16 protein-coding genes are annotated in these 24,412 nt (G+C 43.1%); 9 read left to right on the top strand and 7 right to left on the bottom strand.

Annotation, left to right across the window (positions count from 1 at the left end; genetic code table 11):
• Window positions 1-731 precede the first annotated feature (731 nt).
• Window positions 732-1,565: a tetratricopeptide repeat protein gene (locus RDO37_RS09040; protein WP_027939607.1), complete on the top strand. Its 834-nt coding sequence runs from the start codon at window positions 732-734 to the stop codon at window positions 1,563-1,565.
• 160 nt (window positions 1,566-1,725) lie between these two features.
• Here the strand turns inward: RDO37_RS09040 and RDO37_RS09035 are convergent, their stop codons facing one another.
• A complete protein-coding gene (locus RDO37_RS09035; protein WP_308498843.1) occupies window positions 1,726-3,432 on the bottom strand; it encodes an AI-2E family transporter in 1,707 nt (568 codons plus the stop codon).
• Window positions 3,433-3,908: 476 nt separating this feature from the next.
• Between RDO37_RS09035 and RDO37_RS09030 the strand changes: the two genes are divergently transcribed.
• Window positions 3,909-5,420: a M48 family metalloprotease gene (locus tag RDO37_RS09030; RefSeq protein WP_308498842.1), complete on the top strand. Its 1,512-nt coding sequence runs from the start codon at window positions 3,909-3,911 to the stop codon at window positions 5,418-5,420.
• 136 nt (window positions 5,421-5,556) lie between these two features.
• On the opposite strand, the gene RDO37_RS09025 is transcribed toward RDO37_RS09030, so the two are convergent.
• The gene (locus RDO37_RS09025) at window positions 5,557-7,608 is read right to left on the bottom strand and encodes a DUF2066 domain-containing protein (RefSeq protein ID WP_308498841.1); all 2,052 of its coding nucleotides are present in this window, start codon (window positions 7,606-7,608) and stop codon (window positions 5,557-5,559) included.
• 567 nt (window positions 7,609-8,175) lie between these two features.
• Here RDO37_RS09025 and purM point away from each other — a divergent pair.
• From purM to RDO37_RS09010, 3 genes are all read left to right on the top strand, one after another.
• On the top strand, window positions 8,176-9,228 hold the full coding sequence (gene purM / locus RDO37_RS09020) for a phosphoribosylformylglycinamidine cyclo-ligase (RefSeq protein WP_281709804.1): 1,053 nt from the start codon (window positions 8,176-8,178) through the stop codon (window positions 9,226-9,228).
• A gap of 944 nt (window positions 9,229-10,172) precedes the next feature.
• On the top strand, window positions 10,173-10,646 hold the full coding sequence (locus RDO37_RS09015; protein WP_308498840.1) for a hypothetical protein: 474 nt from the start codon (window positions 10,173-10,175) through the stop codon (window positions 10,644-10,646).
• A 512-nt stretch (window positions 10,647-11,158) separates the two neighbouring features.
• Entirely contained in the window at window positions 11,159-12,007 is an 849-nt protein-coding gene (locus RDO37_RS09010; protein WP_308498839.1) for a hypothetical protein, read from the top strand.
• A gap of 252 nt (window positions 12,008-12,259) precedes the next feature.
• On the opposite strand, the gene gmhA is transcribed toward RDO37_RS09010, so the two are convergent.
• Together gmhA and dnaQ are read right to left on the bottom strand one after the other, a co-directional pair.
• Window positions 12,260-12,853, bottom strand: coding sequence for a D-sedoheptulose 7-phosphate isomerase (gene gmhA / locus RDO37_RS09005; RefSeq protein WP_027939289.1), 594 nt, complete (start codon window positions 12,851-12,853; stop codon window positions 12,260-12,262).
• Between the two features lie 401 nt (window positions 12,854-13,254).
• On the bottom strand, window positions 13,255-14,178 hold the full coding sequence (gene dnaQ, locus RDO37_RS09000) for a DNA polymerase III subunit epsilon (RefSeq protein WP_273323874.1): 924 nt from the start codon (window positions 14,176-14,178) through the stop codon (window positions 13,255-13,257).
• A gap of 1,022 nt (window positions 14,179-15,200) precedes the next feature.
• Between dnaQ and rnhA the strand changes: the two genes are divergently transcribed.
• The gene (rnhA, locus tag RDO37_RS08995) at window positions 15,201-15,665 is read left to right on the top strand and encodes a ribonuclease HI (protein WP_027939288.1); all 465 of its coding nucleotides are present in this window, start codon (window positions 15,201-15,203) and stop codon (window positions 15,663-15,665) included.
• 845 nt (window positions 15,666-16,510) lie between these two features.
• Complete coding sequence (locus RDO37_RS08990; RefSeq protein ID WP_308498838.1) at window positions 16,511-17,584, top strand: transglycosylase SLT domain-containing protein; 1,074 nt, start codon at window positions 16,511-16,513, stop codon at window positions 17,582-17,584.
• 378 nt (window positions 17,585-17,962) lie between these two features.
• On the opposite strand, the gene RDO37_RS08985 is transcribed toward RDO37_RS08990, so the two are convergent.
• The 3 genes from RDO37_RS08985 to RDO37_RS08975 form a co-directional block, all read right to left on the bottom strand.
• Complete coding sequence (locus tag RDO37_RS08985; protein ID WP_308498837.1) at window positions 17,963-18,997, bottom strand: LysR family transcriptional regulator; 1,035 nt, start codon at window positions 18,995-18,997, stop codon at window positions 17,963-17,965.
• A 339-nt stretch (window positions 18,998-19,336) separates the two neighbouring features.
• Window positions 19,337-21,550 (bottom strand): NAD-dependent DNA ligase LigA, encoded by a 2,214-nt coding sequence (gene ligA, locus RDO37_RS08980; RefSeq protein ID WP_308498836.1) that lies wholly within the window; start codon window positions 21,548-21,550, stop codon window positions 19,337-19,339.
• Between the two features lie 314 nt (window positions 21,551-21,864).
• Window positions 21,865-22,716 carry a cell division protein ZipA C-terminal FtsZ-binding domain-containing protein gene (locus RDO37_RS08975; RefSeq protein ID WP_281710308.1) on the bottom strand — a complete coding sequence of 284 codons (852 nt, stop codon included), beginning with the start codon at window positions 22,714-22,716 and terminating at the stop codon, window positions 21,865-21,867.
• A 529-nt stretch (window positions 22,717-23,245) separates the two neighbouring features.
• On the opposite strand from RDO37_RS08975, the gene cysZ reads away from it, so the two are divergent.
• Window positions 23,246-24,028, top strand: coding sequence for a sulfate transporter CysZ (gene cysZ / locus RDO37_RS08970; RefSeq protein WP_308498835.1), 783 nt, complete (start codon window positions 23,246-23,248; stop codon window positions 24,026-24,028).
• A 259-nt stretch (window positions 24,029-24,287) separates the two neighbouring features.
• Window positions 24,288-24,412 (top strand): MerR family DNA-binding transcriptional regulator (locus RDO37_RS10870; RefSeq protein WP_374045313.1); only part of this gene is annotated, 125 nt, incomplete at its 3' end.

Genomic DNA, 24,412 nt, shown 5'->3' with positions numbered 1-24,412 from the left:
ACTTAAAAATCGCGATTTGTGATGGCGTCGGTAAAACAGTAGGTCTTGTGACAGACTTGGCAGCTTTGCAAATTCATAGTTTTGTGAATTATTAAAATGGCTTAAATAGGCCAAAGTGTTCTTGTAAGATGCTTTAAACTTGCTTCATTTATGTGATCTTGATCACTTTTGATTTGTTTGGCATGCGCAAACACAATAAAAAGCGTGTTTCCTAGATGTGACAAGGCTTTGAGTGAATTTTTAGACAAAAAATGTTGCGCAACGTCACAAATTTTTGAGACAACCAAATAAATTTAAGGAATAAGCCAAAATATCGTTTTAAAGCCATTAAAAATCTAGCTTACAGATGTTTTATGCATTTATGTATGTATGAAAATGCTTGAGAAAGGCCATTTTTAAAATCGTCAAGACAAATATTGTAAAAATGTCATTGCTAACTAACCATTGCCGATCATTAATCTTTTACAATGGCTTATATATCAGGTTTTTGCAGACTTGCATTTATTTGCCAGAAGTAGTATTGCACAAGAAAATTTACGCTTACAAAGATGGCCTGCACTCTCTTTGTAGTAGTGACTACAGTTAAATCGTGGCCATAATTTAGGTGGCACTTTAAGGATTGGTGAGATTATTTTCAGAGCCGAGTGTTGCTAAAGTTTGGCTATCTGTGTGGCTTATCGTAGCCTAGGACTGTACAATAAGGCAGTTTTTCCAAAGGTATAGGTATAACAATGTACGTAACACAAGAAAATTTCCAGCAAGTTTTAGAAGGCTCAATGGAAAAGCCTGTCTTATGCTTTTTCTTTATGGAAGACGGTTCATGTGAACGCGCCAAGACTGCTGTAACAGCAGCTATCTCAGATACCAATGAGTACCTGACCTTAGCTATGTGCAATCTCAATGAGCCTGTGTTGCAGTATTTAGCCTCTCAATTAGGCCTGCGCGGTTTACCTGCTATTGCTGTGCTTGATAAGGGCAATCCAGCAGCCATTTTAGAAGGTGAGCAGCAGATCATTGATAACCTGCAAGAACTCATGAATCAGTTCATGCCAAGCGCTGGTGAGCTGTTAATGCGTCAGGCTCTGCAAGCTGAAGCAGCAGGTGACTTATCAGCCGCTGTTCTTGCTGCTGAGCAGGCATATCTTTCTGACAAGGAAAACCGCAGCTTTAAGTTCATCTATGCTCGTATGCTCATTGCTGCTAAGAACACTGCCAAGGCTCATGAGTTACTTGATGATGCTGGTCGTGAAGAGAAGTCCTCTCCAGAGTATCAGCAGTTAATTGCGGCTTTAACTTTAGCCGAGCAGGCACAAAACAGCCCAGCTTTAATGGAGTTAAAGGATAAGTTTGAAAAGGATCCTTCTGATGAGAACGCTGTAGCTTATGCTGTAGCACTTGCTGAGGCAGGTAAGAAGGAAGAGGCTTTAGAGATGCTCTTCACTAAGCTTAAAGAGGATCTTAACAAGGAAGAAGTTAAGAAGACCTTCCTTGATATTCTCAATACTATGAATGGCGATAAGGCACAAAGCCGTTACCGTCGTAAGCTCTACACTCTGATGTACTAAGAGCTAAAGCTATTCAAACGATCTGGCACATGAAAAAACGGCATAAGTTTGCCTTGTTCTTATGCTATGTCTGATTGTTGAGATGTTGTATTACAAAAAAAAAGCGCCTGTAAGATAGTCTATTACAGGCGCTTTTTTTGATCATGAAGAAGAAAGAATATTAGATACGATCCTTATCGTTAGACTTATCTGGCTCGGAAAAGTTCTTCTCAATATTCTTAATTCCTATCTCTCTTAAAGTAAGTACCGCTTCTTGTGCTGCATCCTCAGCTTTTTGCGGGTTACCAAATTCATCATGTGGGTCGTTATTTGGCCAGCCTGTAATCAGTGTTTTGACGAAAGTGGCCAGTGGAATAGCGAAGAACACTCCCCAAAAACCCCATAAATTACCAAAGATTAAAATGGCAGAGAGGATGGAGAAAGCATCTAAGTTCATTGCCTTAGAGAAGAGCATAGGGGTAAGTACGTTACTATCTAACAGCTGAATAACAGTGTAGATAACTAAAACCCATAAGAGCTCTGGGCTAAAGCCAAATTGGAATACAGCCACCATAACTACAGGCACTGCAATTACTACTGCACCTACATAAGGGATCACCACCGATAAGCCAACGCCTACGCCAAGCAAGAGCGCGTAGTTCATGCCCATGAGCATAAAGGCCACGCTATTAGCTGCAGCAATGATGACAATGTGCAGGATCTTGCCACGAATATAGCCTGAGATCTGGGCTTGCATGCTTGGCCAGAACTGACGCATAAGCTGCTGATTGTTTGGCAGAATGAAAGTAAGTGCACGCTTTTGTAGTTGCCTTTTGTTGTAGAGCATTAAGAAAGTAAAGATAGGCACAATGATGGCGTAAACGAGCCAAGTAAAGGCGTTTACAACTGATGGCATCAATTGTGTTCTCATTAAGTCAGCGATCTTATTGGTAGCTGCTACACGAATACGGCTGACATACTCCTCTAAAGTTGCAATTGTGAGCATGGATGGCATTGGCTCAGGTAAGTTGTTTAAGACTTCATTAAGCTCATGTGCCACACGAATATCAAAATCGTTAACAGTGAGGTTTATCTGTCCATCGCTACTAGTCACAGTGCCTAGAGCATGCGTATTGTTAGCACCGTTGATGACCTTGATCTGATAGCCATCAGGATTTGTGTAGGTATGAGTGCTATTAGCTGCAGTGTTTTGGTGTGCTTGAACTTCTGTTCCATGTGCACTTGCTACATGCTTAGCGCCATCTTGCTCAGGTGTAGAGATGTAAATGATGGTGGTATCAGGGGTTACCTGAGGAGCGCTATTCTCTGTATCCTCATTGGCATTACTTACATCTTTGTTCTCGCTATTATTGCTCTCTTGCGAGGTATTAACTTGTGCATTTAGAGTGCTTTCATGTGCAGTTTGGGCAGGATCATCTGCCATGCTTTGAGCAAGAGATTGGGTCTTGTCATCAACAGCATTCGTTTTATTTTCTGAGCCACTTAAGATGCTGCCAGTAAAGCTTTGCTGATCATATACAGCCTGTTTTTCAGGATCTACAGTGCTAAACGATACAATCGAGTTATAAAGCTCAGCACCCTGTTTAATCACATTAGGAGCTACTAACACGCATATGGTGATGAAGAAGGAGCTAAAGATGGTCATGACTATGCATGAACCGATCTTGCGTCCGATACCAAAGCGTCTTTTGAGTTTTTCAACTGGCCAGTCTAGACAGAATGCTAGACACAGAGCTACCACTAGTGGGCCTACGAGCCACATAAAGTAGTAGACAGTGATAAATGTAGCTATGAGCACTACTGCAAATTCAATGGTGCCAGGCTGTGAGAAGTGTCGTTGATACCAATGCTTTAAGAGAGATAACATGCCGAGCTTTTGGCCTCTAGTTATACAACAACGATAGAGCTAGCGCATGGTTGTTGATAAATAGCCCTGATAGGCTGTGAAATGATAATTAATCTTAGCAGGAACATAGTCTAGCGTAGCCATCTGATAAATCCTAGCTTTCTAATAACTCTAAGACAAAAAATTACTCATTTCTGTAAGCTTGTTAAGCCACGACTCATATCCAACCTGACAAGTGAGCCCAAGCGTATACTTTTTTCAGGAGCACAAAGCCTTTAACTTATTTTTATTGCTCTTGCTTGATGCATGCTAAAGCTAAGCTAAGCATGTGTAGGTACAATGATGTGGTGTTTAACTATGACTTTGCGGTATGTTTTATTAGCACAGTTTAGTGACACCATGGTTATGTTCTCTAAAGTAGACTGGAATTAACTTTTGGGCAGAGCGCTTTCTTTTTTTAAGCGGGATCATTTATAAGCTGATATTAGGATTTGCTTATGCAGCAACGTTATTTATCAGGCCGTAAAGGCATTTTAAGAAAGGCTGGACAAAGTCTGTCTGCTGCAGCACTTGTGGTGCTGTTATCAGGTGGAGCTTATAACGTGTCCTATGCCAACGAAAGCGAAATCCTGATTCCTCAGATTGGTACAGCGGGTGTAATGGGTATCTCTGTACAAAAAGAAATGGCCATTGGTGATTTCTTTATGCGTACTGCTCGTAGCAATATGAATGTGCTCGATGATCCGGTGATGAGCGAGTATGTGACCTCTCTTGGTAATCGTTTGCTTGCTCATGCAGATGGCGTGAACTTTCCATTTGAGTTTTTCATGGTAAGAAACAACACGCTCAATGCATCTGCATTCTTAGGCGGTAAAGTTGCAATCAACACTGGTTTGTTTAACTACGCTAAGACTGAAGATGAGTTTGCCTCGGTTATTGCCCATGAAATCTCCCACGTAACCCAAAGACATATTGCCCGCTTTGTCGAATTAGCTACTGCATCCTCACGCCTGTCAACAGCAGGTATCATCGGCGCGGTGGCCATGTCGATTATTAATCCTGCTTTCGGTGTGGCTGCCATGACTACTGCTGTGGGTGCACAAATGCAAAGCCGCATCAACTTCACTCGTGATAATGAGTATGAGGCCGATCGTGTAGGCATTAGTCTTATGTATAAGGCTGGACTCAATCCTAAGGGTACGGTTGACCTCTTTAGAACCATGCTCTCACAGCAAGGTAATATCAATCCAGCATTTACCTTACTTATCGATCACCCACTTAATGATATTCGTTTAGCTGAGGCGCAAAACCGTGTGACTCAATATGAGCGTCGTAACTACTCGCAAAATCCTGATTACGACATGGCAAGAGCACGTGTGGCAGTTAGATATAGTGGAGTATCAGGAGAGCAGCAATTAAAAACTCTTAAGCAAGCTCTCATGCAAAATGGCGAGCATAATTCAGCGGTCTATCAGAATTATGCCCTGTCTTTAGTTTGTTTGGAGCTCAAGCAATTAGATGAAGCACGATCATATTTGACTCATCTGCCATCTAAGTTACAAAACAACATCTTCGTGCTTGATGTAAAAACTGATATCGATCTTAAGGATGGTAATAGTGGCGCTGCTATTGAAAGACTGCAGCAGGCTTATCGCTACAAACCAAATAATCAGGCTGTAGTGATTAACTTAGCCTATGCCTATATAGAGAGTAAGCAATTTGCCAAGGCTAAGGACATTTTAGATAAGTATCTACGTAACAAGCCAAATGATGCTTTGGCGGTCTCTTTAATTGAGAAGGCATATTCAGCACTTAATGATAAGTGTTCTGCAATGCAGTCACGTGCCGAGCTCTATGCAATCAGTGGCGGCTATTCACAGGCTATTGGTATGTATAACCGCTCCTTACAAGAGTGCACTGATAGACTCACTCGTGAGCGCATTAAGGCACGTGTCTCTCAAATCGTGATACAGCGTTCTTTTGATGAAGAGCTTATTAAAGGCCTCTAAAGACGCAATGAGCATATAGCCGCGCTGCCTCATAAAGCTTTGGATGCTCACTAGCAATGTATAGCGACATAATGAAAAACCCCGCAAATGCGGGGGTTTTCGTTTAGATGCTTAGTTTTGCGTCAAGGGCGTGTGCTTACATATCAGTGCCCTGAATAGCAGGGGTGCTACGGCTTGGTAAACCCTCACCAACGCCCACCTCACTGTCTTTGCGCATGTTTGATGGATGAGCTGGACGGACTAAGTCAGGATTGATGCGGCTGTTTGGACGAACATCAGTGGAAGTGCCCACAAAAGTATCGTTGCTTGGGCGCACTGATACATTCTTAACAAAGTCGAAAGTCCATGGGGCTAAGTACTTAAACTCACCAGAGCGACGCATAGTAGCAGCAAGGTTATCTGGCTCTGAGTTTGTAGCAACTTCAAAGACTAAAAGACCATTGTCAAAGCCGATCACACGAGTATCGCCGTCAAAACCATAAGTGATGAAGATATTTCTGATCTCTTTAATATCCTGCAAACTACGTACATTGGAAATACGCATACGTACATAGCCATCACCAGGGCCAATCATGTCGATATCTACATTGTTCTTAGATAAAGCGCTTGGCTCATTAGACTCAGTTTGATTGGATTGATAGGTCATTAAGGCGCGGGCGATGTCACCGGCACCTAAGGCTGCTACCTCATCCATCAGACCTGAAATGGCTGATTGCGCAATTAAAGTACCGTCTTTGTAAAAGAGGTTCCACTTGAAGGTCATGCCACTTTCATTAGGCACAGAACTAATTGCAGCAGCAATGAAGTAATCAGCACCATAGCGAGCTGAGGCTGCAGCTAATACATCATCACGATGATCTAATACTGTGTTGACCGATACCTTTTGGATCTCCTCGATATCTAAGACTGGGAAGATCATACGGTATTTATACTCAGGAGCAGCGCCTAAGATCGCAGAGGCAAATGGGCTTAAGTTTTGACCGCTCACGAGGCTCATATTAGTGCCACCGCTAGAACCATCTAAACCAGCCATCCATACTAAGATAGGGTTAGACAGGCCGTTCCATGATGGAGTGCCCTTCTTTTTAATAATGCTCTGAGCCATAGGCACGCTAAAGCGCAGCACGAGGTTGCCATCAGCATCAGTGGTGAAGCTACGTAAGGCAGGAGCAACATCATCAATGGTGAGATTAGTTGAGCGGCCCATGCCTAAGGTAAGGCTGCTCTCTAAGCTCTTGAAGCCTTCGACTACAGCAGCGTCAAAGTCAGTAAGCATAGTGACACTGACTTCTTGGATCTGATCATTTGGATTACCAGTACCGCCATCTGCAGCCTTTTGCTCTTGAGCTTGGGTTTCAAAGGTAAAGCCAGGCTCAGCTGGAGTAAATGCACCCTGACCATTTGGGTTATTGGTTGCAGGATAAAGTTGATCATTTACCTGTGCGCGGTTGGAAATTTCGGTCTTGCTCTGAGTTTGTAGCTCCTCAGTAACAGTAGGGCCACCACGAGTTGCTACAGGGACAGGGGCCTGAGCGTTAGCAGCAGGCGCATTGATGCTACCTTGAGGTGCTGCATTGCCAATAGTTGCATTTGCAGCTGCTGCAGTCGCAGCCGCTGCCGAGGCAGCCGGTGCATTTGCATTCGGTGCTGCAGGTGCTACAGCAGGTGCATTGGCAGCAGGTGCTGGAGCCGCCATCGTTTGTGCCGGTGCACTAATCAGCGGTGCAGCAGCAGGAGCAGGGGCAGGTGCTAAAGTGGCAGGGGCAGCTGCAGGAGCAGGAGCTAAAGTGGCAGGGGCAGCTGCAGGGGCAGCTGATGCTGGAGCTTTGGCCACAGGTGCATCGTCAGGAATATAAGGCTTAACTTGGCCGGCTACTGGGGCACTTTTTACTGTAGCACTTTTAACTGGGGCACTTTTAGCTTGAGCTGCAGCAGGTGGAGCACTGTTTACTTGTGTTGCAGCAGGTTGGGCGCTGTTTAATTGTGCGGGTGCTGTAGCTGCGTTTTGCGCTGCAGGGGTAGCAATATTAATGGTGTAGTTACGAGGCTGAACCTTAGTTTGTACAGCCTGCATACCTTGATCAGAGCTAATAGTGACATTGTTCTCAGCGGCATGTGCTATGGCGCAGACGTTGCCGAGCATGAGAGCTGCAGAACCTGCAAGCAGTGAAAACTTTTTGTTGAGCATTCAGATGCATCCTCTAAGTATCAGTGTGCCTGCTAAAGCAGACATGCCATGACTCATAAACAAGATCTTAGCCTGATTGTGAGTCTGTGTGATCTAAGATCTTAAAGATCAAGATCATTGTAGAGCGATTGTTACAGCTTAGATATAGCAAGATCTGTTCTAAGTGTATGTGTGATTAATGAAGTTAGTGATCTTAGCACATGCGCATAAGTGCATGGCGTGGTCTAAGTCACTATGCTTAATTTTTCTGATCTATTGGACATGAGAATCCTAAGAAAAGATCTTCATTGCTTGTTACAGAAGATCTCAAAGAAAAGCCCGTTTAGGCATGGGTACAGGCCTGTCAGTGGAAGATAAGATCTTATGGATCATAGATGAGATCGTTTCTAAGATCGTTAAAAGATCACCTTAAGATCGCCTGAATAACTGATGTTTAAGGCAAAGATCGCCGCTAAAACAGCCATAAAAAGGCCTTAGAAAGGCATTTTTTAGCTAATCAGGATGAGAATGGGGCGATTTCCTGTATAATCAAGCATCCATTTGTTTTTGAGGTAACTGAGGCAAAAAATGGCTGAGAACTTAACCTACAAGGATGCTGGTGTTGATATCGATGCTGGTGAGGAACTGGTAGAGCGTATTAAGGGCCCTGTTAAGCGTACCACCCGTCCAGAAGTAATTGGCGGCTTAGGTGGCTTCGGTGCTTTAACTCGCATTCCTCAGGGCTACAAGGAGCCTGTGTTAGTTTCTGGCACTGACGGTGTTGGTACCAAGTTACGTCTGGCTATCGATCTTAAGCGTCATGATACTGTAGGCCGTGACCTCGTAGCTATGTGCGTTAACGATCTTATCGTTCAGGGTGCAGAGCCACTCTTATTCCTCGATTACTATGCAACTGGCAAGCTCGACGTAGACGTGGCTGCTTCTGTTGTAACCGGTATTGCTAATGGCTGTGAAATGGCAGGCTGCGCTTTAGTCGGCGGTGAGACTGCTGAAATGCCTGGCATGTATGAGACTGGTGACTACGACTTAGCTGGTTTTAGCGTAGGTGTAGTTGAGGCCTCCAAGATCATCGACGGCTCTAAGGTAAAATCTGGCGACACCATCGTTGCTATCTCTTCAAGTGGCCCACACTCTAATGGCTACTCTTTAATCCGTCACATCTTAAAGCTTGCAAACGTAAACCCAGATGCAGATAAGCTCCCATCAGGTCAGTCAGTTGCTGATGCTGTTATGGCTCCTACCCGCATCTATGTAAAGCCTCTGCTCAACCTCATCAAGAATATTGATGTTCACGCAATGGCTCACATCACTGGCGGCGGCTTCTGGGAGAATATCCCACGCGTTCTGCCAGATAACACTGTTGCTACTATCGATGCTGCAACTTGGCAGTGGCCTGAGATCTTCGACTTCTTAAAGGCTAAGGGCAATGTTTCAACCTACGAAATGTATCGCACCTTTAACTGCGGTGTAGGTATGCTTGTGATCGTAGATGCTGCTGATGCTGATAAGACTGTAGAGCTTCTTAACGCTGCTGGTGAGAAGGCATGGGTTGCTGGTCAAATTACCGCACGTGCTAATGCAGATGATAAGCAGGTTGAAATTCTCAACATGCAGGCTTAAGCTATACACATAAAGCACACTCTTGCCAGGAGGTGTGCACGAATAGGCTTTACTCGCTTTGAACGGCGGTAAAGCCTTTTTTATGCCCTTTTCATAGCATTTGCCCTATCAGCTCCCCTCTTCTAGTCGATAAATATCCCCTCTAAAGACGCAACTAAGCCATTTTTCAATAAGCGAATAGCCGCGTTGGTATATTTACTTTCCTAATTTTAAAAATCCCATAAATAAGCGTTTTTTATATTTTTATGGTTAACAAGTAGTCATCTTGAGGCAGCTGACTTCAATTGACCTCAATGCTCTTTAAATTGCTCTAAAAAGTGCATTAATCGCTCGAAAATCATCTTAAAATGTAAACATAAATGTGTATATATTAAATTACTTGTAATACAACCTAGAAAATATTTTCACGCGATCTTGCTCTGATCTCTGAAACATATAGGCAAAACTAAGATCTTAAAGTCAGATCTGAGATCTTGAGATCTCAAAATGATAGGTGACTTGATCGGTCAGATCTTGATAAGGGATCATGGCTATGATCTTAAAAGATCAAAATAAACGATCTTGAAAAACGATCTTGAGACTTTTTAAGATCGTGAGCTATCTACATGCCTTGGATCTCAAAACTCAGCAAAAGAACTTTTATATTGCCTCATTTTATGAGCTTGATGGGGGCAAGCGCTCAGTATTTCTGATAATCTTGCACTTAAGTGTAATGTTCTTGTTTCTGGCGATCTTAAGCACATATAGCCTTATGTAAGTCATATTAAGGAGTTTGAAGATCATAAGAGCTATCAACACCTTACCTTTTTAGATGACATTTAACCCCACTATTTTCATCTGTCATCAATGACACGCCAGATTGAAGATCACGCTTTTGTCGCTGAATTAGTTCAGCTAAGCACACTTGTGCAGCGGATATACGCTAGTTAATAGCGGAGGTGAATATGTCTGGATACAAGAGTGTCACCAATAGCACCGACCTTGCTCTCGCTTTATACGAAGATGCTAGAGAAATGGTTTTATCAGGCCCTTTAGCATCAGGTATTTATCATGGTTGTAAGAGCATCCGCCGTCTTAGGATTTGTGTTGTGCTGTTTGGCATTTTAGGATTATGTTGTGTGTACTATCCTCAAGTGTTGCTGCCAGCATTGCTCGTATTTCCTGTGCTAATGGCAATATTCGTGTTGCCTCTTATCTACCTTAGCTTTGCTAACGTGTCACCAGGTATGGTCAATCGTGTGCGACGTCGCTACTTAGTTTTGGGCTTTGATCCTGGAATGCAAAGTCTGCATCTTAAGAACCATTGTGCTCGCTTTGAGGGAGATAATGTTGAGATCCCTCGTCGTCGACCAAGGGTTTGCCCGATGTATACCATTAATCCTCAACCACATAAGTCTAAGGGCGTACATACTGCATAGAGAGGAAAGCTCATTTATTGGCTTGTAGTGATAGCTGAGGATCATTACCCAAGATCTTAGTTAACTTACTTTTTTGTTCGCACAGACAAAGCATAGGGACTTTATTAGCGCTCACAACGCAAGTTGTGGGCGCTAATAGTTTGTGGGCTACATAGATCTTGTGATCAAGACTGAGATCTTATGATCAAGTGATACCATCGCAAGCAACTTAATATCAGAATTTATTGTAAGAATGCCATGATAAGTGATGGTAATTAAGAACTCTAGATCACAACCCTACGATCTTATGCAAGATCGGCATCATCGCCACAAGTGTACTTCCATGTAACTGTCGTTATTGCATCTGTGCTTATGGCGATGGAAGGCCGTTATTTTGCTGTTGCATGCCATGCAATAGAATATTATGTAGCTATGCTTAAGCTAAGTCTTTTACTAGACAATAGCCTAAAAATGATGATTGAAAAGGGCAGTGCTCAATAGTTTGTATAGCATTTGTTCAACGGAAGGTGCTAATGCCAAAATCACAAGAGTCCTCTGCGGCAGAGGCTAAAAGTAGACTGCATAAAGTGTTTGGTCGAAACAAGAAAGATGCTAGTGAAAGTACAGAGGATCAGAAGGTAGAACAAGATCATGCAGGAAATGCTCAGGATCATAGTGGCAGTCAAGGTACTGCAGCTGATGATATTGAGTTAGTAGAGTGTGAGATCGTTGCAGATGCTGCTACTGATGCTAAAGAAAAGGGCTTTGGACAGAAGATTGCTCAAAGTACAGCCAACTTACGTGACCACATTACATCTGGCTTTGCCAAGACAGTAAAGAAAGTTAAGGTTGAGCATGATTCTGATCTAAAAGATCGCTCTAAAAGTGCAGTTGATGCCGACGCTGAGGAATTCATCGAGGTTGTTCCTGATAACCGTGCCTTAGTCGTTGTGCATACTAAAGAGGAACTTAATGAAGCCCAAAAGAGCGGTGCAGAGCGAATCTTAGTTAAGGGCGAGCTGGGTAAGAAGCTGCATACATCCTTTAAAGCCTTACGCTCAATTGGCTCATCCTCTTTAAATACCTTAGCACTGGTAATGAGTGGAGCTGCCTTATTTGCTCCTTTTACTGGTGGCGTCTCTTTGGGCGCTGCAGGTACAGTGATGGGAACAGTAGGCGCTGCGCTAACCGCAACTGCAATTGCAGCGATTTCTGCAATTGGTCTTGCGCTAGTGATTGCCGTGTTTAAAGGTTATGAGGAAGTGCGTCTTGGTGGCGGAGGCATGGAGCTAGTCATCAAGAAAGGCAAGAAGAAAGATGGCGAGCCGGGTAATGAAACAACCGATACCGCCGATGAAAAGGCCGCAGCTGCCGATCAATGATAGGTTCGCTACTGGCGATAAAAAGGTTTCAGCCGATGAATAGGTTGCAGCTGATGAATAGGCTGCAGCTGCTGATGGCAACCACGCATAAAACGAGGCATCTTATGCGCCTAAGTGAAGTCTAGATAGAAGTAGCTTGTCTAAAGGCCGTGTTCCACCAAAAAGGATTAGATGGGGCTTGCCTTTGCCAAAAGCAAAAGAGCCAGGCTTAAGGATAAGTCTGGCTCTTTTGGTTATATGCCTTAGATGGCATTAGTAGTGGGTATCAGTGATGATAGCTTCGATACCGCGAATGAAAATATGGATGATGGTGGTGTGTACTTCCTGAATACGATCAGCATAGCCACTGTGTGGCACTATAAGAGGGATATCGCACATATCCTTAAGAGTGCCGCCATCTTTACCTAAGAGGCAAATGCTCTTCATGCCCTTGTCTTTACATACCTTGCAGGCTTCAATAATGTTCTTTGAGTTGCCTGAGGTAGAAATGCCTAAGAAGATATCACCTTGAGCGCCTACGCCTTGTACAAAGCGAGAGAAGATGTAGTCAAAGCCGTAATCATTACCAACACAAGTGATATGGCTAGGATCGCAGATAGCAATAGCAGGCAGTGATGGGCGATCACCACGATAACGGCCAGTGAGTTCTTCTGCAAAGTGCATGGCATCGCACATGCTGCCGCCATTACCAGCGCTAATTACTTTACCGCCATTACTAATGCTCTGAGCCATCAGCTCAATAGCTTGTTCAATCTTTTCTACAGCACCTTCACTTTGGAGATAGTTATCTACAGTGTTGCGTGACTCTTCTAGATCTTTGCGGATATCAAAATCAATGCGTGACAAAGTCTTGTCTCCATGTGATGAGCTTGGATAAATTCCTGCACTTCTCTTTTATAAGAGATTGTGTGCCTCATTAAGATGAGTATCCTAATGAGATAAGTATAAGGTCATTAGTTAGTTGCATGCAACTAACTTAAAGTGCATGTACATGAGCGCTTTTCTCATTGCGCAGTGCAAGGCAATACTCTTGTGAGCCTATAGCTAAGCATAGTGCTAAGGCTATCCGATAAACTGCCTATAGCTAAGGATAGTGCAAGGCAATGCAATAAACGTCTAGTAGCTAAGGACAGTGCTAAGGCAATGTGATACACGGCCAATAGCTAAGGACAGTGCTAAGGCAATGCGATACACGGTCAATAGCTAAGGACCGTGTGGGGTATTGGTTGTTAATAACAGTATAGAGCTTAAGCTTGGCCAAGTACGCGGGCCTTCCACTCATTGTAGGCTTGCAGATCTTCAGCTTCGAGTGCTTCAAGGGCTTTGGTGAGCTTTTCATCTAAGAAGCGTTGCATTAGCTCGGCTTTTTGCGCACTAACACGGGCTTTGTATTCTTTCTTGCCTTCATCTTCACCTTTTTCAAGATAAGGGAAGGTGAACTCTTTAGACCAATTAGAGCCAGCAAGAGGATTGCCGTTCTCATCAGCGCCAGTTTTCACCGCTTGACCAAGACTTAACATGGTAGAGAGGTTTTTAGCGTGGCGACAGTCTTCAACATTCATGACCTTAAACTTAAAGCCTTGAGGTCGTTTCCAAGTGCCGCTAGTGCCTTTAGAACTCTCGATCTTTAAGTCAAAGGTAGACTGACCACCAGTCATGGCAAGATAAACTTCAGCCAGCAGCTCAGCGTCAAGTAACGCGCCGTGTTGTACACGGTGTTTGTTACTTACGCCAAAGATGTTACATAAGTTATCTAAGTTAACTAAGTGACCAGGGTGGAGCTTTCTTGCCAAGCTAACAGTATCAGTAACTGTAGCAATATCTGTGGTCTTTTCAGTAAGACCCATTAAAGAAAACTCTTTATCCATAAAGGAAGTATCGAACTTAGCGTTATGGATTAAGAGCTCAGAGCCACGGATGAAGTCAATAAAGTCATGTGCAATATCAGCAAACTTAGGCTTGCCTTTGAGCATGTCCCAAGTATAGCCGTGAACCTTGGTTGCCTCTTCATCAATAGGACGTTCAGGATCTAGGTAGACCTGTAAATGTCGGCCGGTGATCTTACGATCGATGATCTCAACACAACCGATTTCAATAATACGGTGATCTCCAGGAGTTCCGTCATCAGACTTACCTGTAGTTTCGGTATCGAGTGCAACCTGTCGTTTCACAAAGCCTCCGCAGCTTGGCAAATAACTTAATGTACAGATGTATTGTACCAAATGCCTACATCAGCATTGCATGATCTGTAAACATCAATCTTATCCATCTTATATAAGCTTATGCTTGCCTTTGTCTAGGAAAGAACATACCTCTGCCTATATGGCAAATGGTGAGGCAAGGGATCAAAATATGTCTTATTATGTATGTAATATAAAATGTGTAATGCTGTAGGCTGTAAAACCATATAATCCACGGGCTTTGTCGCTTAGTGGTGGCAAGCAAAATGTGGGTATTGCAAAGTTACAATTTTTTTGCTTTCGTTATCGGATGCGATATATATCAGGTTTTATCTGTTTTATAGTGTCTAAAAAAGAGTGCTTTCGTGAAACGTTCACCAAAATGAATGCAAAAGAGGGCATTGGCGATAAAGTTGATCAGATAAACGATCTTTTTTTCAAAAAAGTTCCCAAGTCGATCAGACGATTCTTTGAAAATATGATGTATATCTCATTTTAAACGCGATAGATAAGCGCTTAGTGCCTTTACATGACCGAAGTCTTGTATCTAGACTAGATACGTTATTTTGTCTTTATGAGTCGCAATAAAACGTTATATATAAGCCATTTGTCTTGTATACTAGTGATAGCATTAAGCGGCGCATTTTATAGCGTTTTGTTAGGGTAATAGAGTGTCTTTTGTTATAATGCAAACCGATTCAATGGGTTGTTACTTTTTACACAACCTTTAGAGCCTTTTAATGGCAAAAGTTGACCACGTTTATTAAAACTGAGCTTGGTGCCCACGATTTAGTAAATGCAGGGAAACATCTTGCTAAACCCAAAAACGCCTAACGCGTTTTGTGAGCATATTGAATCTTTAAACTGGGTTTTTCACCGCATAAAAGCTGATGTAGAGCTTTGGTATCGCTCCAGCTACCCTTTTTAAGGTTGCGGACGTCGCCTGATGGCTGTGGTATTGCCGTTTGGCGTGGTTATAGGTCCGATGCGGAATCTTTTTATGAGAGTATCGGATGAAAGAAGTTTTTGTTTTCACTGACGGTTCTTGTCTTGGCAATCCTGGCCCTGGTGGCTATGGTGCGGTACTAAAGTATAAGAACATGGTGAAAGAGCTGTCTAACGGTTATGAAAGAACCACTAACAATCGCATGGAAATCCTTGCAGTTGTAGCAGCTCTAGGCTGTCTAAGAGAGCCTTGTGCGGTACATATTACTACCGACAGTCAATACGTTAAGAATGGTATCTCTTCTTGGATACATGGCTGGAAGAGAAATGGGTGGCTTACTTCAACTAAGCAACCTGTGAAGAATGTTGAGTTATGGAAGCAGCTTGATGAGCTGGTTGCAAGACACAATGTTCAGTGGCATTGGGTTAAAGGTCATTCAGGTCACGCTGAGAATGAACGCTGCGATGAACTTGCCCGTACTGCTGCTTCAGGTCAAAACGCTCCTTTACAAAAGGACGATACCACCCCTTAAAGATATGGTTACAGTATCTTTTCCTTTCTTAAGGTGTTGAAACTCTAAAGCTTTACAAAAGACTTTACTAAGGGAATTAAGCTCTTGGATGATCCATATTTGGTTCATCACCTGTTACGCATGCAGGATAAGAGCATTTCAATGAGGAACCTAATCGAGGTTTCCTGTCTTTCAATTGGATTTTAGTCGCATCGTGCGACTTGGTTTAATTTAAGGCTTAGTTAGTTTAACGATTAGTTAGGCTCTTGCATTAAACCACTATTAGCTTGAGGGCAGCTCTGCTCTTATTAAATGAGCAGACACACAGTCTCAAGCACGCATGTACAGTTCATTACGCGAACTTTCAGCTTCAATAACAATCACAAGCTGTTTACAAGCTGCTTAGCTCATTGCGCTAAAGCACTTAGGGTAGTTTTTTTCTAAAACATGCCTTTAGTGCAAAACATGCAGGGATTTGAATACAAATGAAAGGTTTGCATTCAAAACTTTTTACCATGTATGTAAAGGTGCTTGTGTAGCTAAAAGAGTTTAATTTCGCGCCAATGCTGATACAACCAAGTGTTCTAGCGTAAATCTAGAGCTTGAAAGTTACTTTTAAGCTAAAAAATAGCTTGCGCTAAGTTTGTCATGTTTTTTCAAGACTAAGATGCGACAAACCAAAAGAGCACGAGGTTCTCAAAGTTCAAATTCACAGTACTTAATGGTCAAACTTCTTTTGCCAAGTACTGATTGAAAAAGCTTTGGGATGCTTTTTTTACAGTCCTTATCTTCTCTTTTGGGTCGAGTTACGTGCTCACCTTAATGCGTTTTCAAAGAGATAAATTGGACTGCTGCGTGTTAAACAAATGGCATTTATGCCAAGTGATGGTGGAATGATTAAGAAAACCTTTATTGTTTTTCTCAGCTCAATCCTGTTCTTTGTCGCCGGCTGTACTACTGATAGCTATATCGACAAGAAATCTTCTGAATCTGAAGTAGCAAATGTAACTGAAGCTACTCAAGTAACTAAGAGCGCTGAAGAGCTCTTATTTAACCCATCTAAGGAGTACGGCTCCTTATGGGAGAGCGATCTCTTTGCTGATGATCGTTTTACTTTAAAGATTAAGCTTAGCGACTCTGAAAAGCGTGAAGCTAAGAAACTGGCCCGTTCCTTTGAGTCTCATATGGATCGCGCCAAGATCTTTATGCATTACCTGCTCACTGAGCTTGAGGCTCGCAATCTGCCAGCCGAGCTTGCAGCTGTTCCTCTTGTAGAGAGCGGCTTTAAGGTTCGTGCTCGCTCCTATGCTGGTGCCCACGGCCCATGGCAGTTTATGCGCCGTACTGGTAAGAGCTTTGGCCTTAAAGTCACCTCTCATTATGACGAGTTTTACGACTTCGTTACTTCTACTCAGGCCTCTTTATCTTATTTAGAGCACCTGTACAAAGAGCTCAACCAAGATTGGGAATTAGCTTTAATTGGCTACAATCAGGGCGAGTTTGGCGTAAAGAAGGCAATTCGTGCAGCTAAGCGTAATGGCGTTAAGAACTTAAGTGCTGAGAATTTACCACTGACTCGTGGTGCTCGTACTTACTTAAAGCGCTTTAGAGCCTATGCAGCAATCTTACAAGAGCCTGAGGCTTTCGGTGTATCACACCCTGAGGTAGATAACCGCATCGCTTTCAAGCGTGTTGCAATTGGCGATCGCGTGCACTCCATGTCAGAGGCAGCTAAGATCGCAGGTGTTGATCTTGATGATTTAAAGCACCTCAATGCCGGTTTCTTAACCGACTCTTTAAAGTCTGAGAGCCACCGTGGTCTGTTAATTCCATCAGAGCATGCTCTGCAGTTTGAGCAGGCTTTAGGCTTAGTAAGCGGCTCTCCTGTTGGTAAGGCCTATACTAAGGTTGCTGAGCACAAGCCTCACACTAAAGGCTAAACAAAGCTAGCAAGGTAGGTAGAAGCGATATACGGCTTTTATCCGCCCAACAAAAAAAAAGACCCAGGATCACCAACATGATCCTGGGTCTTTTTGTTTATAGGCAACCTAAATCAATAGTCATCAAGAAGTTTTGCCTTTGTCAGCGCTGAGATCTTATGACCATATACAAGATAGCGATCTTATTAACCTGGGCACAGATGCGATCTTATGACCATATACAAGATGGCGATCTTATTAACCTGGGTACAGATGCGATCTTATTACCATATGCAAGATGGCGATCTTATTAGCCTAGACACAGATGCGATCTTATGAACCTGTACGAGACCTCGTGGGATATGGTGCTACAAGAGATAAGATCGCAGATGGTACTGATTACAGCGGAATCTGATGGCCAGTGTAGGTAAGGACATGAGACGAAGTATCGTCAGTGCTCATACGGTTGTTAGAGAGATTGCGCTCTAAAAGATCATCGCTATTATAGACACGACCACGCTTAGAGCCCATCTCAGTTAAGATCGTGCAAATCTCTTTGAGCTCATTGAAGTTAATGTTTTTACGAGCGTACAAACACAGAGGCTTTTTGACCGCCTTGTTTTGATAGATAAGCTCATAGCGGAAAGTTTTATTTGATGCCGGATAGTCTCCTCTAAGTAGAGATCTATCAATGATAAGAGCAGAGTTTGGCCTCTGCAAAATAAGTTTGCGGCCCTCTGCTATGGATGATACGGCCTCAATTTGCACCTCATTAGTAAGATGCAGCATCTGTATTAAAGAGAACTGCTCATCAAGCAAATGCTCTTCTTCACATACAGTAAAGAGCTTTAACTTATTAAGTTCATCAACATCAAGCTTAAGCTTGGATACGCCAAAGTGTGGGATGTCTGTAGAATGCGAGATCTCTGCATACATCTTAGATGAGAAGAGCTTGATACTAGAGAAAGACTCACTACCACTCAAACGCTGACCATCTGAGACGAAAGCATTAATGCAACCGTTACCAAATTGCTCATAGAGCTCATCATGAGAACCATAGATGATAGAAAGCTCCAGGCCAGTACGATTAAGCACCAGCTCTTTAAGCCTACCCGGCATCTTGTCTTTATCCATTGAGGAGAGCAGGCCTAGTCGTAGCGTAGAGCCAAGATTGCGGTTTACTCTTTGAACCTTCTCAGTGAGCTCCTCGACCTCTTTGAGGATGTGTCCTGCGCGATCATACAAAAGCTTACCTGCAGGAGTCACCTCAAAGCTGCGACCAATACGGTTAATCAAGGTAACATCAAGCTCTTTTTCTAAGTTCTTAATTTGCATAGATAGAGCAGGCTGAGTGATAAAGCACTCTTTAGCTGCCTCGGTAAAGCTATGCTTATCTACTAAACAAATGAAGTAGCGAAGCTGTTGTACTTGCATTAAGACAACTCCAAACTAGAAAAAGGGCCACACAAACTATCATGGTTTGCGCAAAATGCCAATTAAAGCGTATACCATCAACGTTTGCGCAAAAACGCCAATGTAAACGCATACCTTTAGAGGTCGGCGCTGTTAGGCTACCTTTATTAATTTGGGTAGCCATACAGCCTTAATCGCCTAGCCTTAGCTAGAGCTAGCCTTAGCTATCCTTAGCCTTTGGCTTGGCCGCACAGGCGGAGACTGAGCTAGCCTTGCGCTTGCTTGCACAGACTGAGCTTGAGCTTGCCTGAGCTAGCCTTGCGGTTGGTTGCACAGTCTGGGCTTGAGCTTGCCTAAGCTTTAGATAGTGATGTTGTTCTCTTTGAGAATGTTTAACAGGTCTTCTTCACTGTAGACAGTAATGCCAAGCTCATTGGCCTTATCAAGCTTAGATCCAGCCTCTTCACCTGCAACCACAGCAAAGGTCTTTTTAGAAACAGAACCTGAGACTTTAGCGCCCAAAGACTCTAAAAGCTCTTTAGCCTTATCGCGCTTTAAGGTAGCTAAGGTGCCAGTAAGTACGAAAGTCTTGCCTAAATATGGCTTATTGTCAGCGTTCATATCGCTGACTTGTTCGCACTCGCTGAGCTCTAACTTAGCCTCGTTGATAAGACGATCGATAACAGTGATGTTATGTTCTTCTTTAAAGAAATCGACAATGTAACGAGCGGCTACTGAGCCAATGTTTGGAATGCTCTGCAGCTTCTTCTCGTCAGCGGCCATTAAATCCTGAATGGTGCGGAAATTAGAGGCAAGGATCTTAGCAGTGGTGGTGCCGACTTCACGAATACCTAAAGCATAGATGAAGCGGTTTAACGGACGCTTTCTTGAGCCATCGATATTAGCAATGAGCTTTTTAGCTACAGTCTTGCCTAAGAAGCGAGTCTTGCTCTCTTCATCCTTGCTTGCTGACTCAACTAATAGCTTTTCAAGCTTATCTTCAGTAAGAGTGTATAAATCGGCAATATTGTGAATGAATTGCTGATCGATTAAAGCCTCGGCCAAACGCTCGCCTAAGCCATCGATATCCATAGCAGCACGCTCTACATAGTGCTCGATAGCCTGACGCTGCTGTGATGGGCAGAATAGGCCACCAGTACAACGGTAGGCTACACCATCACCCTCGCGCTCTAAGGCAGAACCGCACTCAGGGCAAACGCTTGGGAACACCACATCAGTTAAGGTAGCGCCTTCACGCTTTTCTAAGACAACACCTGCAATCTGTGGAATTACGTCACCAGCACGACGGACGATAACCATATCGCCAACCTTAATGCCTAAACGCTTGATCTCAGATTCGTTGTGCAGTGTGCAGTTAGAGATGGTCACGCCGCCTACATAGACAGGGTCAAGACGGGCAACAGGGGTTACTACACCCGTACGTCCTACTTGGAAGTTAACGGCCAAAAGCTTGGTCATCTCTTCTTCAGGTGGGAACTTATAGGCAATAGCCCAGCGAGGAGCTTTAGCAGTAAAGCCCATCTCTTCTTGCATCTCAATGCTATTGACCTTAAGTACGGTGCCATCTATGTCGTAGTTTAAGGATGGACGTTGTGCACCAGTGTCGTTGTAGAACTCTCTTAAGCCCTCAAGGCCACGCACTACTCGAATAAGAGGATTTACCGGTAAACCTAAGCTCTTAACGTACTGTAGACGGCCATACTGAGTGTGCGGCATGATAGTAGAGTCTGATGATCTAGAGTCAAGGCCACCTTCTTTTAAAGACTCAGGCTCATCATCCATGTAGCACTGACCGATATAGTAGGCATTGAAAGTGAGCGGGCGTGAGGCAGTAATCTTTGGATCTTGTTGACGTAAAGAACCAGCTGCAGCATTACGTGGGTTAACAAAGGTTTTTTGGCCGCGCTTAGATGCCTCTTCGTTCCACTTTTTAAAACCGTCGCGTGGCATAAAAATTTCGCCACGAACATCTAAATAGTCAGGAATCTTTTGGGCAGCAAATGCATCTTGAATGCCTAAAGACTCTAGCTGCTCTTTAGTGAGTAAGCTCAGCTTTAAAGGAATAGAGTGAATGGTTTTGACATTAGCAGTCACATCTTCACCAGTGGTGCCATCACCACGTGTTGCTGCACGAACTAAGATGCCCTTTTCATAAATGATGGAAACAGCCAAGCCATCGAGCTTTGGCTCTACGCAGTACTCAACCTCAGAGCCAGATGATTCAAACATACGCTTGTTAAAAGCGCTCAGTTCTTCATCATTGAAGATATCGCCTAAGGACATGAGCGGGAATTTGTGCGCAACTGGGGCAAAGGTATTTAAGAGGCCATCACCAACACGTCTTGTTGGAGCATCGGCATCTTTAAAGTCAGTCTTGGCCTCGATTTCCTCAAGCTGACGATAGAGACGATCGTACTCAGCATCAGGAACGATAGGGTTATCAAGAACATAGTAAGCTTTTGCATAGCGGTTGAGCTTCTCAACAAGCTCCCGATAGTTCTCGTAAGTTGGCTCTTCGTTCTGAGCTTCAATCAAAGAAAGTAGATCGTTCATCCAAAAAACCTCAGAGTGCATGACTAAGCAGCAGTGCAATTAGAGACAGCGCTAAGCTGATAGTTAATGCTTGGCAAGTGCAACAGCTGCTGATTGATTATTCGTCCATAATGGCGAGTATCAGTAGTTAACTACTAACGTAAGAGTACATGTTACAACGCCTAAGTGTGAAAGTACGTGTAACGCAAAAATTTCCTAGCTTATCTGTCTATGGCTGCTTTGCCTGGCTAGAAAATGTTTAGGTCATCTTACGTTTGCAGATATGAAAACGCCGCAGTATCTGCGGCGTTAGAAAGTCAGTAACTAAGCTTTAGTTAGCTACCAATAGTGTTCAAACCCTCATCGTAGTCTTGCAGCTCTGCTGCAATTGCATCTAAGTGGCTAGCCTCAAGTGGGCGGCGATGCTGGTCTTCAATACGACCACCAAGACGATTGATGAAGATTTCAGTAGCCATACGTAAGGCCTTAAAGTAGGCAAATCCCTTACCCTTAGCAGGCAGACTCATATAAAGAGCAATAGCTGAGGTCTGATAATTCTGCATATTCTCAGGGAAGTAATATGGAGCTTCCATAGAGCAGATACGGAATACCTCATTTTCCTTAGTAGAGGCGTTTTCATAGACAAAGTAAATCTTAAGATTGTCTTTGATAAAGCCCTGAATGAAGCCGTATTGATTGCACAGCTCTTCGATGTCCTCGCCTAAATAAGGCTTACCAGGCTCCGCAGATAAGATAATCTCGTAAACACTTAAAGGAGTGGATCGGCCATTGTTGCCTTTAGAGAGGTTAACCTCTTCAATACCAGCATCTGCAGCGGCTTTCTTCATGTTGTTGACGCTTACAGATGCATTGTTCTTTAAGCCACCAATACTGTCATCATAGTCATATGGTAGTGATACTTTATGCGCTTGATGTTTAGCTGATGGGCTGTTTATTGGCTCGATGTCCATGTCATCAGCTCTATCAGAGCTTGGGGTGTCAGCAGTAACGATACGTACTTTGCCAACGTGCTCAGACTTAGATAGTTCTTGATCGCGCTTGTTGTTCTTCTTAAGACGGCGGTTTTGTGGCTTACCTGAGAACCATAGTCCGTGCATTATAAAGAGGAATATACATACAGCACCCACAATCAAAACAATGGAGCTTGGGTCGGTGAATGAAGACATCTGATACCTCTAATGCAAAAAACACAACGGCTAAGTAGGGAGCTGATTAAACCACAAGATAGGTCATCAATAAAGATGCTAGGAGCAAGAAAAAGCTAGTAGGAGACTAAAGAATAGTTCCACTAACGCGCTTACATAAGCGCTCCTCATGTGTCCGGTCATTATAACCTAAATAATTAAGCTAATTCTTAGGGACAAAGAATAGCGTAAATCAACGCTACTATCCAAAGCCATATGGTTCTTAAGTGCAGCATGACTGCCTTAATCGTGAATGAAGCTCTTAGCTTATGGGATTTAGTTGATTTAAATGTGATGTAGCCTTAAGTTAAGCAAGATAGTGGGTACGATTTGGTGCATTTAGGCAGAAAAGAGACTTTAACTAAGTTTTAGCAAAGACATATAGGCTAATCTTTAGCTCACAATAAGATGGGTCACTGCTTGGCACTTGCTATAAGTAGTGAGGGTTTAATGCTGATAAGTTTATGATGGTAAAAGCTGTCTAGATTTGGTCACGCAGGAGTATGGGGCAATGAGCAATCAAGCGATAGGTAATTCTGAAATCGGAATTTCAAGCATGTTTAATTACATTCAGGAGGGCTTTAGACTTGCCTTAACACCTGAATGCCGTCTGTATGTAATCATACCGATCCTCATTAATATCGTGGTGCTTTCAGCTGAAGGCTATCTCCTCTTTACCGTTATTTACAGCTTCCTTGAGAGCTATGTAAATGCTTTGCCAGAGTTTTTATCTGCTCTGGCCTATTTAATTCAGCTGATTCTCTTTTTATCGATTGGCTTTGTCTTCGTCTACATCTTTTCTATGGTAGCGATCATCATTGCCTCTCCTTTTTATGGCTTGCTTGCTGAAAAGGCTGAGTCTTTAATTCGCGGTGAGAATGCGCTTAATGGCGATGAGGGATTTGCTGCAATCATTAAAGATGTGCCTCGTATTTTAAAGCGCGAACTTCAAAAATTAGGCTTCTATCTGCCACGCTTATTAGTCTGTGTCGTGATTTCCTTTATCCCTGTGGTTAATCTCTTAGCACCTTTTGCTTGGTTCCTATTAGCCGCATGGATGATCGGTATTCAATATGTGGACTATTCATACGATAACCACAAGATTCCATTTAAGCAGATGCGTCAGGAGCTAAGCCATCAGCGTCTTGCTACCTTTACTTTTGGTGCCTTAATTTCATTAGGCATGAGCATCCCTGTATTAAACTTGCTACTTCCTCCTGCAGCTGTGTGTGCGGGCGCTCGATACTATGTAGAAATGCAAAAGCGTTTTTCTATAGATTCTGTGATGCGCTAAATGCTGGTAAGATAGACTACATGCCTATAATGATGTACTAAGCTAAGCTAAGACATAGTGCCTAAATTACTTTTAAGCTGTTGAAAGCACTGAATTTAGACATTGGCTTTTGTAAGCGCAAGGCTTAGTTAGTACATTAATTGCGGCAATGACGCTCAAAGAATCTTTTCTTTGCAGTGTGTTTGTGTCTATGGGCAGCGTTTTAGGAGCAATTAACAGTTTTGAAAAATATAGATAAATGTGTTAATATGTATTTATTATGAGTACATATAAGATTGGACAATTTGCTAAATTGGTACGCCGTACCCCAGCTACGATCCGACGTTGGGAGGCTGAAGGTAAAATCGCTAGTAAACGCCTGCCTTCTGGACATAGGTATTTTGA

The organism is uncultured Anaerobiospirillum sp. (assembly GCF_902485895.1).
Taxonomy (GTDB): Bacteria; Pseudomonadota; Gammaproteobacteria; order Enterobacterales; family Succinivibrionaceae; genus Anaerobiospirillum; species Anaerobiospirillum succiniciproducens.
This window is presented reverse-complemented; position numbering and strand designations above follow the sequence as displayed.

Bases quoted from the DNA above. Each gene is read 5' to 3' on its own strand.
- RDO37_RS09025 (WP_308498841.1), bottom strand. From the start codon at position 7,608: ATGCTCAACAAAAAGTTTTCACTGCTTGCAGGTTCTGCAGCTCTCATG.
- RDO37_RS08990 (WP_308498838.1), top strand. From the start codon at position 16,511: ATGGCATTTATGCCAAGTGATGGTGGAATGATTAAGAAAACCTTTATT.
- RDO37_RS09015 (WP_308498840.1), top strand. From the start codon at position 10,173: ATGTCTGGATACAAGAGTGTCACCAATAGCACCGACCTTGCTCTCGCT.
- RDO37_RS09030 (WP_308498842.1), top strand. From the start codon at position 3,909: ATGCAGCAACGTTATTTATCAGGCCGTAAAGGCATTTTAAGAAAGGCT.
- RDO37_RS09010 (WP_308498839.1), top strand. From the start codon at position 11,159: ATGCCAAAATCACAAGAGTCCTCTGCGGCAGAGGCTAAAAGTAGACTG.
- ligA (WP_308498836.1), bottom strand. From the start codon at position 21,550: ATGAACGATCTACTTTCTTTGATTGAAGCTCAGAACGAAGAGCCAACT.
- RDO37_RS08985 (WP_308498837.1), bottom strand. From the start codon at position 18,997: ATGCAAGTACAACAGCTTCGCTACTTCATTTGTTTAGTAGATAAGCAT.
- RDO37_RS09035 (WP_308498843.1), bottom strand. From the start codon at position 3,432: ATGTTATCTCTCTTAAAGCATTGGTATCAACGACACTTCTCACAGCCT.
- cysZ (WP_308498835.1), top strand. From the start codon at position 23,246: ATGAGCAATCAAGCGATAGGTAATTCTGAAATCGGAATTTCAAGCATG.
- purM (WP_281709804.1), top strand. From the start codon at position 8,176: ATGGCTGAGAACTTAACCTACAAGGATGCTGGTGTTGATATCGATGCT.
- RDO37_RS09040 (WP_027939607.1), top strand. From the start codon at position 732: ATGTACGTAACACAAGAAAATTTCCAGCAAGTTTTAGAAGGCTCAATG.
- rnhA (WP_027939288.1), top strand. From the start codon at position 15,201: ATGAAAGAAGTTTTTGTTTTCACTGACGGTTCTTGTCTTGGCAATCCT.
- RDO37_RS08975 (WP_281710308.1), bottom strand. From the start codon at position 22,716: ATGTCTTCATTCACCGACCCAAGCTCCATTGTTTTGATTGTGGGTGCT.